Origin of the sequence: Nigerium sp. (genome assembly GCF_039811905.1) — a bacterium.
Lineage (GTDB): Bacteria > Actinomycetota > Actinomycetes > Propionibacteriales > Propionibacteriaceae > Propioniciclava.
Genome location: NZ_JBDHZL010000103.1, coordinates 1 through 9,898 on the forward strand (window position 1 = coordinate 1; position 9,898 = coordinate 9,898).

Below are 9,898 nucleotides of genomic sequence, written 5' to 3' on the forward strand. Positions count from 1 at the left end.
CGGGCTGCGTGCATACGGGCTGCGTGCACACCGGCCGCGCGGCGTCGCTCCTGATCGGACGCCGCCGGCGTCCGATCAGCCCAAGGCCCACGAATGCGGGCCGACGTCCAGGTCGTGGTGGGTGCCCGGCAGGACGAGGCTCTCGTCCGACGCGTTCACCGCGAGCGTGAGGCGACCGGCGTCGCCGGCGTCCAACTGGATCGCGATCGCGCCCCCCTGGACGTGCGTCGGCGTGGCGACCGCCTCGGCCATCCACGGGTGCACGCGCCGCAGGCGGATGACCTCGCGGTAGACCTCCAGCATGTGCTGCCCGAACGGAAGCAGGCCCGAGGGATCCTCGGGGAACGGCGGCCGGACGGCGTCGTCGCCGCGCGGCGCGTGCAGCTTCTCGCCGGTGAAGCCCTGTTCGTCGCCGGCGTAGACCGACGGCGTCCCGGGCAGGAACATGAGCAGCGCGACGGCGAGCGGCACGTTGCGCTCGTCGGTGATCTGCGTCGCGATGCGCGTGACGTCGTGGTTGCCGACGAACGTCTGCGGCAGGAAGTGCTCGCAGAACTCGGCGTGCCGCTTGAGGCTCCACTCGAGCTCGAACATGTTCTGGTCGTTCAGGGAACTCCAGATCGCCTTCCACAACTCGTACTGCGTGACGGTGTCGACGCCGGACGTGGCCACGAACGCGGTGTAGTCGCCGTGCAGCACCTCGCCGAGCAGCCAGGCGTCCGGGTGGCTGTCCCGGACGCGGGCGACGATGGGCGCCCAGGCGTCCGCGCCGGCGGCGTAGGCGGCGTCGAGGCGCCAGCCGTCGATGCCGCGGTCGAGCCAGAAGATCATGATGCGCGCGATGTAGTCCTGAACCTCGGGGTTGGCGAGGTTCAGCTCGACGAGATCGAGCGAGCCCTCGAAGCAGTACGGGTAGCCGTCGGACCACTTGATCCACGCCCCCTCGGGCGTCTCCGGACCCGCCGACAACGCCCTTTGGACGATTTCGTGGTCGCGCGACACGTGGTTGAACACGCCGTCGAACACCACGCGGATGCCGCGCCGGTGCGCCTGCAGCAGGAGGTCGTCGACGTCGGCGTCGTCGCCGAGCCGCGGGTCGACGCGGAAGTGGTCGAGCGTGTCGTAGCCGTGTGTCTTGCTGGCGAACATCGGCGCGAGCAGCAGGCCGTTGAGCCCGACGTCGACGACGTAGTCGAGCCAGTTCACGACGCGCCACAGGCGGTGCTCGACGCGGTCGACGGCCTCGTCCTCGCCTCCGACGAACCGGATCGGGTAGGCGTGCCAGAAGATCGCGGTGGCGGGCCAGTTCATGAAAAGTTCCTCTCGTGGACGCGTCCGTGCGGAATGACCTGTCCGCCCAGCCTGGCACACTGCCCGCCTTCATGCCCGTCAGGCGTCCCCGCGAGTGTCCGTCAGGACTCCCGAAGCCGCGCCGAGGGCGCGGGCGGCGTCCTCGCGCAGGCCGGTGACGTGGGTGGACGCCGTCGGCAGCGCGATCATCACCGCGGTCGCCCGGCCGTCGCCGCCGGCTCCACCCTGGCTGGCCCGTTCTCGGCGGGGGGTCGGGAGCGGACGTCCGCTCAGGCGGCGGCGTCGAGAACGGGCCAGTCAGGGTCGGACGCCTGAGCCGGGGACCATCCGGCGCACGGCCGCCGACGAGCCGGCTGGCGTCTCCGGGGGGACCCCCGGACGCCTGAAGCGCCCGCGTGGACGCCTGTCGCGCGCGAGGCGTCCCGGCTCCGGGTGCACGCCGTGAGGCACGGACGCGCGTTCGGGGAAGCGCGCCCAGCACCCGTGTGACGTTCTCCACACCAGAGGGTGGGAAACGTCAGGTAGAAACGCACCGCGGGGACGCCCCGACCCGCCGGTTAGCACTCAAGTTGTGTGAGTGCTAGGAGGGGTATAGCCTCGCAGTTAGCACTCACCCGGTGGGTGTGCCAACCCACGGCGGCACCGCGACGACGCCGGGGCGGCAGAATCCTGAACCCGTCCGGGCGCCCCTGGGGCGTCCGAGAAGAAAGAAAGGGCACCATCGTGGCCGTCACGATCAAGCCGCTCGAGGATCGTATCCTCGTCCAGCCCCTCGAGGCCGAGCAGACCACCGCCTCGGGTCTGGTCATTCCCGACACTGCCAAGGAGAAGCCGCAGGAGGGCAAGGTCATCGCGACCGGCCCCGGTCGCATCGACGACAACGGCAACCGCGTCCCGCTCGATGTCGCCGAGGGCGACGTCGTCATCTTCAGCAAGTACGGCGGCACCGAGGTGAAGTACGCGGGGGAGGACTACCTGCTCCTCAACGCCCGCGACATCCTCGCCGTCGTCACCAAGTAAGGACTGATCGTTCATGGCAAAGATCCTTCAGTTTGACGAGGAGGCCCGGCGCTCGCTCGAGCGCGGCGTCGACACCCTCGCCAACACCGTGAAGGTGACCCTCGGGCCGAAGGGCCGCTACGTCGTTCTCGACAAGAAGTGGGGCGCGCCGACCATCACGAACGACGGCGTGACCGTCGCCCGCGAGGTCGAGCTCACCGACCCGTACGAGAACCTCGGCGCCCAGCTGGCCAAGGAGGTCGCCACCAAGACCAACGACGTGGCCGGCGACGGCACGACGACGGCGACGGTGCTCGCCCAGGCGCTCGTGCACGAGGGCCTGCGCGCCGTGGCGTCCGGGGCGAACCCGGTCGGCCTCAAGCGCGGCATCGAGGCGGCCGTCGAGGCCGTCTCCGACGAGCTGCACTCGCTCGCGCGCCAGGTCGAGACGACGGCCGACATGGCCAACGTCGCCACGATCTCCAGCCGCGACGCCGAGATCGGCAAGCTCATCGCCGAGGCGTTCGACAAGGTCGGCAAGGACGGCGTGATCACCGTCGACGAGAGCCAGACCTTCGGCACCGAGCTCGAGTTCACCGAGGGCATGCAGTTCGACAAGGGCTACATCTCCGGCTACATGGTGACGGACGCCGACCGGCAGGAGGCCGTGCTCGAGGATCCGTACATCCTCATCTACTCGGGCAAGATCAGCTCGATGAACGACCTGCTCCCGCTGCTGGAGAAGGTCATCGCCGCGTCCGGCACGCTGTTCATCGTGGCGGAAGACGTCGATGGGGAGGCCCTGTCCACCCTCGTCGTCAACAAGATCCGCGGCACGTTCACCTCGGTCGCCGTCAAGGCGCCCGCGTTCGGCGACCGCCGCAAGGCCATGCTGGAGGACATCGCGATCCTCACCGGCGGCCAGGTCGTCTCCGCCGACCTCGGGCTCAAGCTCGACCAGGTCGGGCTCGACGTGCTGGGCCGCGCCCGCCGCGTCGTGGTGACGAAGGACGACACGACGATCGTCGACGGCTCCGGCACGTCGGCCGACGTGGAGGGCCGCGTGGCCCAGCTGCGCGCCGAGATCGAGCGCTCCGACTCCGAGTGGGATCGCGAGAAGCTGCAGGAGCGGGTCGCGAAGCTCGCCGGCGGCGTCTGCGTCATCAAGGTCGGCGCGGCCACCGAGGTCGAGCTCAAGGAGACCAAGCACCGCATCGAGGACGCGGTCTCCGCGACGCGTGCCGCGATCGAGGAGGGCATCGTCGCCGGCGGCGGCTCCGCCCTCATCCACGCGGCCAAGGGCCTCGCCGACGGCCTGGGCAAGACCGGTGACGAGCGCACCGGCGTCCAGATCGTGGCGAAGTCGGTCAGCGAGCCGCTGCGGTGGATCGCCGAGAACGGCGGCGAGCCGGGCCAGGTCATCGTGTCCCGCGTCAACGACCTCGAGCCGGGCAACGGCTACAACGCGGCGACCGGCGAGTACGTCAACCTCATCGAGGCCGGCGTCATCGACCCGGTGAAGGTGACGCGTTCCGCGCTGGCGAACGCGGCGTCCATCGCGGCGCTGCTGCTCACCACCGAGACGCTCGTCGTCGACAAGCCGGAGGAAGACGAGGACGAGGCTGCCCACAGCCACTGACCTCGCGCCGTCCGCACGCTGAACGAAGCGGGCCCGCCCTTCCCGGGGCGGGTCCGCTTCCGCGTCCGGGCCGGCCGTGCCCTAGGATCGGTGCGCGTGTGGAGCCCCCCGTCCGTGACCGTCCGTACCGCCGCGATCTGGGGATTTCTCGCCACCGCCGCCATCGCCTGGGGGAGCTGTCACAACGAGTTCAGCTTCGCGGCGTCCGGCTGGCCGAACCCGGTCGTCCAGGCGATCAGCGCGGCCACGCCGATGCCGCTCAACCGCGTGCTCATCGTCGCCGGCTGCCTCGCCCTCGCCCTGCTCTGGTGGGCGCTGTACCCGCGCGGCGGGCGCGGCGTCCGCCGCCCCGGCGTCCTCGTGGCGATCTGGTCGCTGCCGCTGCTGCTCGCGCCGCCGGTGCTGAGCGGGGACGCCATCCTCTACGCCGACGCCGGGTACATGCTCTCGGTCGGCCACAACACCTACCTGGAGGGCCTCACGGCGGCCGGGGGGCCGTTCGCCCCCTTTGTCGACCGGCTCTGGGCGGGTCACGGCGTGGCCTACCCGCCGCTGACCATGCTCGTCAACGAGGCGGTCGTCGTCGCGACCGGGGCGCACGCCTACCTCTCGGTCGCGGCCCTACGGCTGCCGGCGATCGTGGGCGTCGCGCTGCTGGGCTTCTGCGGGACGCGGATCGCGCGGCTCCTTCGGCGCAGCGTCCCGCACGCCGCGTGGTGGGGGCTGCTGAACCCGCTGGTGCTCGTCCACTTCATCGGCGGCGCGCACAACGACGCCCTCATGGCGGGGGTGTCGCTGTTGGCCGTGTACGCGGTGGTCCGGTGGCCGCACGCGTGGGTCCGGTGGGGCCTCGGCCCCGCGCTCGCTGGGCTGGCCATGGCGCTCAAGCAGCAGGGCGGACTCACGGTCATCGCGGTCGCCGGGCTGCCGATCATCGCCCAGTTGCAGCGGACGCCGCCGGTGCGGCGCGTCGTGCTGCTCGGCGTCCGGACGGCCGGCGTCACCGCCGTGACGCTCGCCACGTTCGCGGCCGTCACGTGGGCGTCCGGGCTGGGCCTGGGCTGGACGAAGTGGCTGAGCCTCATGGGCAGCGCCGGCACGGTCGCCCCGTTCGCGCTGCTGGGCGATCTCGCGAGCTTCCTCGCCTCCGTGCTCGGCGGGGACCCGACCGTGGCGCGGCTGGCGGTCGGGCTCACCTCCAACCTGACGCTGCTGGTCGCGCTCGCCGTGATCGTGATCCGCTGGAGCGACCGGCCGATCCACGCGGTCGGCTGGGGCTCGCTCGCGCTCGCGGTGCTGGGGCAGTCGCTGCACCCGTGGTACGTGCCGTGGAGCGTCGCCCTGCTGGGCCTCGGCCGGCTGACCCGCCGCCAGACCACGTGGCTCGCGGCCTTCGTGATGCTCTTCCTCGTCTGGAACGCCATCCAGACCGTCGTCTGGCACTCGACGCCGGCCCGCTGACGCGCCGGCGTCCGGTCGTGGGGGAGCCGTGGCAACCCATGACACCGGCACGACAGCGCGGGCGCGCGTTCCTACAGTGGAGGCATGCGGATCGCGATCGCCGGGGGTAGCGGGAGCCTGGGCCGCGCCCTCGCGGACGCCCTGCGCGCCGCGGGCCACGAGGTGGTCACCCTGCTTCGCGCCGAACCCACCCGACCGGGCGAGCGCCGGTGGGATCCGGAGGCGGGTCACATCCACGGCCCCGGGCTGTCCGATGTGGACGCCGTCGTCAACCTCGCCGGCGAACCCATCGCCCAGCGCTGGACGCCGGCGGCCAAGCAGCGCATCGCGGCGTCCCGCCTGATGGCGACCCTGACCATCGTCGCCGCGCTCGAACCCGACGGCCGCTGCCAGCGGCTGCTGAACGGGTCGTCCTGCGCGATCTACGGCGATCCGGGCGTCGACTACGTCGACGAGGATTCGCCCGTGCACGCGTCCGGCTTCCTGGCGCGCGTGTGCGTCGACTGGGAGACGTCGGCCCGCCACGCGCCCGTGCCCACCGTGCTGCTGCGCTCCGGCCATGTGCTGAGCCCCGGGGCCCCGTTCGGTTTCGGCCCGCCGGGCTTCAGGGGAGGCCTGAACGTCCGCGTCGGGGACGGGCGCCAGTGGGTGCCCTGGATCCACCTCGACGACTGGCTCGCCGCCGTTCTCGCCCTCCTGTCGTCGCCCGTGGAGGGCCCGGTGAACCTCACCTCGCCCGAGCCGGTCCAACACGACGACCTGCTCCGGGCGATGGGACGCCACGGCGGGCGGGCGGCGTCCTTCACCTGGCCGCGGCTGGCGCTCGTGGCCCGCTTCGGCGACGAGGTGGTGCGCGAGGTGCTCGGCACCAGCGTCCGCGCGCTGCCGCGCGTGCTGCTCGAGCAGGGCTTCGCGTTCGCCCACCCCAGCGTAGACGCCGCGATGGCCGACCTGCTGACCGCGCAACGCGCGGGCTAGACTCGGGGCCCTATCACGAACCCGGAGGTCCTTGCCCATGACGCTCGGCGATCTGACGCCAGCAGGAGTACCCGCCCCCTTCGTCCCGCTGGGGCTCACGTTCGACGATGTGCTGCTGCAACCCAATGAATCGGACGTCATCCCGGCCGACGCCGACACGTCCACCTGGCTCACCCGACGCATCCGGCTGAACGTGCCGCTGCTGAGCTCGGCGATGGACACGGTGACCGAGTCCCGTATGGCCATCGCGATGGCCCGGCAGGGCGGCATCGGCATCCTCCACCGCAACATGGCCGCCGACGAGCAGGCCCACCAGGTCGATCGCGTGAAGCGGTCCGAGGCGGGCATGGTCGATCAGCCGATCACCACGACCGTCGACGCGACGATCGGCGAGGTCGACGAGATGTGCGGCCAGTACCGCATCTCGGGCCTGCCGGTCGTCGACCCCGACGGGCGTCTCGTCGGCATCATCACGAACCGCGACATGCGCTTCGAGGACGATCCGAGCCGCACGGTCGGCGAGGTGATGACGCCCATGCCGCTCGTGACCGGCCGCGAGGGCATCTCGCCGGAGGACGCGCTGGCCCTCCTCGCGAAGCACAAGATCGAGAAGCTGCCGCTGGTGGACGCCGACGGTCGCCTCAAGGGGCTCATCACGCTCAAGGACTACGTGAAGTCCGACAAGTACCCCCTCGCCAGCAAAGACCCGCAGGGACGCCTCCGCGTCGGCGCCGCGATCGGCACGTTCGGGGACGCCTGGGAGCGGGCGATGCTGCTCGTCGAGGCCGGGGTGGACGTGCTCGTCACCGACACCGCCCACGGCCACGCCCGCAGCGAGATGGATCTCGTGCGCCGGCTGAAGGCCGAGCCGGCGGCGTCCGGGGTCGACGTGATCGGCGGCAACATCGCCACCTACGAGGGTGCGAAGGCCCTCGTGGAGGCCGGGGCCGACGGCGTCAAGGTCGGCATCGGGCCGGGCTCGATCTGCACGACGCGCGTGGTCGCGGGCGTGGGCGTCCCGCAGGTGACCGCGATCTTCGACGCGACGCGGGCCTGCAAGCCGGCGGGCGTCCCGGTGATCGGCGACGGGGGGCTGCAGTACTCGGGCGATATCGCGAAGGCCCTCGTCGCGGGCGCGAGCACCGTGATGCTCGGCTCGCTGCTCGCCGGGTGCGACGAGTCGCCGGGCGACCTGGTCTTCATCAACGGCAAGCAGTACAAGTCGTATCGCGGCATGGGCTCGCTCGGCGCGATGGCGGCGCGCGGGCGGCAGGGGTCGTACAGCTCCGACCGCTACTTCCAGTCGGCGACGTCGACGCAGGCGCAGTTCGTGCCCGAGGGCGTCGAGGGGCAGGTGGCCTACCGCGGGCCGCTCGCCGCCGTGGCGTACCAGTTGGTCGGCGGCCTGCGGCAGGCGATGTTCTACTCTGGCGCACGCACGATCGAAGAGCTGCACGAGAAGGGTCGCTTCGTCCGCATCACGTCGGCCGGGCTGCGCGAGTCGCACCCGCACGACATCCAGATGACCGTCGAGGCGCCGAACTACTCGACCGACAACCACTAGGAGAATCGCCGATGAATCTGCTCCAGCGTCGCGGACGCCAGGCCCAGCGAGGTGCCGCGTGATCGAGATCGGCCGCGCGAAGCGCGCGACTCAGGTGTACGGCTTCGACGACATCGCGATCGTCCCGACGCGGCGCACCCGGACGCCCACCGACGTGAGCCTGGACTGGACGATCGACGCGCTCACCTTCGACTTCCCGCTGCTCGCCGCGCCGATGGATTCGGTGATGTCGCCGGCCACCGCCATCGCGTTCGGCAAGATGGGCGGGCTCGCGGTGTTGAACCTCGAGGGCGTGTGGACCCGTTACGAGGATCCCGAGCCGCTGCTGGCCGAGCTCGCCGACCTCGACGACCCGGCGACCGCCACGCGGCGCATGCAGGAGATCTACTCGGCGCCCATCCAGGCCGAGCTCATCACCGAGCGCATGAAGCAGATCAGGGACGCCGGCGTCCCGGTCGCCGGCGCGCTGTCGCCGCAGCGGACGCGCGAGTTCGCGCCCGTCGTCGAGAAGGCGGGCGTCGACTTCTTCGTGATCCGCGGCACGACCGTGTCGGCGGAGCACGTCTCCACCAGCGAGGAGCCGCTGAACCTCAAGGACTTCATCTACTCCCTCGACGTGCCCGTCATCGTCGGCGGCTGCGCGACCTACCAGGCCGCGCTGCACCTGATGCGGACCGGCGCGGCCGGCGTCCTGGTCGGCTTCGGCGGCGCCGCGACGCGCAAGACGCGCAACGTCCTGGGCGTCGAGGTGCCGATGGCGTCGGCGGTGGCCGACGTGGCCGCCGCCCGGCGCGACTACCTCGACGAGTCGGGCGGCCGGTACGTGCACGTGATCGCCGACGGCGGCCTGGGCCGCTCCGGCGACATCGCGAAGGCGATCGCCTGCGGCGCGGACGCGGCGATGGTCGCCACGCCGCTGGCGCGGGCCGCGGAGGCGCCGGGCCACGGCTACCACTGGGGGCCCGAGGCGTGGCACCCGCGGCTGCCCCGCGGCGAGCGGGCCACGTTCGGCCCGGTCGGCTCGCTGGAGGAGATCATGTTCGGGCCGTCGCACACCCCCGACGGCACGATGAACCTCGTCGGCGCGCTGCGCAAGGCGCTCGCGACGTGCGGGTACACCGAGGTCAAGGAGTTCCAGCGGGTCGAGATCGTCGTCCACTGACGCGCGGCGCGGCGGCCGGGCGGCGCACGAGGAGGGCGTCCGGCTGCACGCGCAGCGTGACCTCGGCCACGCCGGCGACCACGTCGCCGTCCAGTTGCAGCGCCCGCGGCCGGTCGGGGCGGAGCGTGACGGCGCTCGCGCGCCCGTAGCGCAGCGCCCGGACGCCGCCGGGCCACCCCAGCCCTGCCGCCGCGACCCGCGCCCAGTCGGCCAGGCCGCGCGGGGCGGCGACGAGGGTGTCGAGCACGCCGTCGTCGGGGCGGGCGTCCGGGAAGATCGCGATGCCGGCCGGGAGGCGCGGGCAGTTGCCGACCAGCACCGTCCAGGCGTCGATCCGGCAGGGGTGCTCCAGAGGCGCTGACTTCTCGCGCCCGGGCTCCGCGCGCCCGGCCGGCGGGAGCGCGCCGGCGTCCGCGGTGGTCACGTCCATCGCGATCGGGGGACGCCCCATCAGCGAGGCCCCGACGCGCAGGTACGCCAGCCACCCGAGGCGCCGCTTGAGCCGCGGGGACGTCCGCGCGATCGCCTCGGCGTCCCGGCCCAGGCCCGCGACGACCAGGAAGCAGTCGCGCCCGAGGCGTCCGTCGCCGAACGTGATGTCGGCCAGGCCGGCGTCCAGCGGGCGCGCGGCCCCGATCAGCGCGGCGCGCGCTGCGGCGCGGGGGCGTCGCAGGGGCAGGCGCAGGTTCCGGGCGAGCAGATTCGCGGTGCCGTAGGGCACGATGCCCAGCGGGACGCCGCGACCGGCGACCGCCGCGGCGACGGCCCGGACGGTCCCGTCGCC

General features: G+C 72.4%; 8 protein-coding genes. 6 read left to right on the plus strand and 2 right to left on the minus strand.

Annotated elements, in window-relative coordinates:
- Positions 1-75: 75 nt before the first annotated feature.
- Positions 76-1,311, minus strand: coding sequence for an alpha-amylase family glycosyl hydrolase (locus tag WMJ97_RS12805; protein WP_347349387.1), 1,236 nt, complete (start codon positions 1,309-1,311; stop codon positions 76-78).
- Positions 1,312-2,034: 723 nt separating this feature from the next.
- Between WMJ97_RS12805 and groES the strand changes: the two genes are divergently transcribed.
- The 6 genes from groES (at position 2,035) to WMJ97_RS12835 (ending at position 9,114) form a co-directional block, all read left to right on the plus strand.
- Positions 2,035-2,331: a co-chaperone GroES gene (gene groES, locus WMJ97_RS12810; RefSeq protein WP_347349388.1), complete on the plus strand. Its 297-nt coding sequence runs from the start codon at positions 2,035-2,037 to the stop codon at positions 2,329-2,331.
- Positions 2,332-2,344: 13 nt separating this feature from the next.
- Complete coding sequence (gene groL, locus WMJ97_RS12815) at positions 2,345-3,949, plus strand: chaperonin GroEL (protein WP_347349389.1); 1,605 nt, start codon at positions 2,345-2,347, stop codon at positions 3,947-3,949.
- 96 nt (positions 3,950-4,045) lie between these two features.
- Entirely contained in the window at positions 4,046-5,410 is a 1,365-nt protein-coding gene (gene mptB, locus WMJ97_RS12820; RefSeq protein ID WP_347349390.1) for a polyprenol phosphomannose-dependent alpha 1,6 mannosyltransferase MptB, read from the plus strand.
- Between the two features lie 84 nt (positions 5,411-5,494).
- Positions 5,495-6,388: a TIGR01777 family oxidoreductase gene (locus WMJ97_RS12825; RefSeq protein ID WP_347349391.1), complete on the plus strand. Its 894-nt coding sequence runs from the start codon at positions 5,495-5,497 to the stop codon at positions 6,386-6,388.
- 37 nt (positions 6,389-6,425) lie between these two features.
- Positions 6,426-7,952, plus strand: coding sequence for an IMP dehydrogenase (gene guaB / locus WMJ97_RS12830; protein ID WP_347349392.1), 1,527 nt, complete (start codon positions 6,426-6,428; stop codon positions 7,950-7,952).
- A 58-nt stretch (positions 7,953-8,010) separates the two neighbouring features.
- Entirely contained in the window at positions 8,011-9,114 is a 1,104-nt protein-coding gene (locus WMJ97_RS12835; protein ID WP_347349393.1) for a GuaB3 family IMP dehydrogenase-related protein, read from the plus strand.
- On the opposite strand, the gene WMJ97_RS12840 is transcribed toward WMJ97_RS12835, so the two are convergent.
- Positions 9,077-9,898, minus strand: an 822-nt coding sequence (locus WMJ97_RS12840) for a diacylglycerol kinase family protein (RefSeq protein ID WP_347349394.1), incomplete at its 5' end; no start/stop codon positions are given. The genes WMJ97_RS12835 and WMJ97_RS12840 overlap by 38 nt on opposite strands.

Excerpts from the sequence above, each read along its gene's own strand:
- WMJ97_RS12805 (WP_347349387.1), bottom strand. The coding sequence starts at position 1,311 with ATGAACTGGCCCGCCACCGCGATCTTCTGGCACGCCTACCCGATCCGG.
- groL (WP_347349389.1), top strand. The coding sequence starts at position 2,345 with ATGGCAAAGATCCTTCAGTTTGACGAGGAGGCCCGGCGCTCGCTCGAG.
- guaB (WP_347349392.1), top strand. The coding sequence starts at position 6,426 with ATGACGCTCGGCGATCTGACGCCAGCAGGAGTACCCGCCCCCTTCGTC.
- WMJ97_RS12825 (WP_347349391.1), top strand. The coding sequence starts at position 5,495 with ATGCGGATCGCGATCGCCGGGGGTAGCGGGAGCCTGGGCCGCGCCCTC.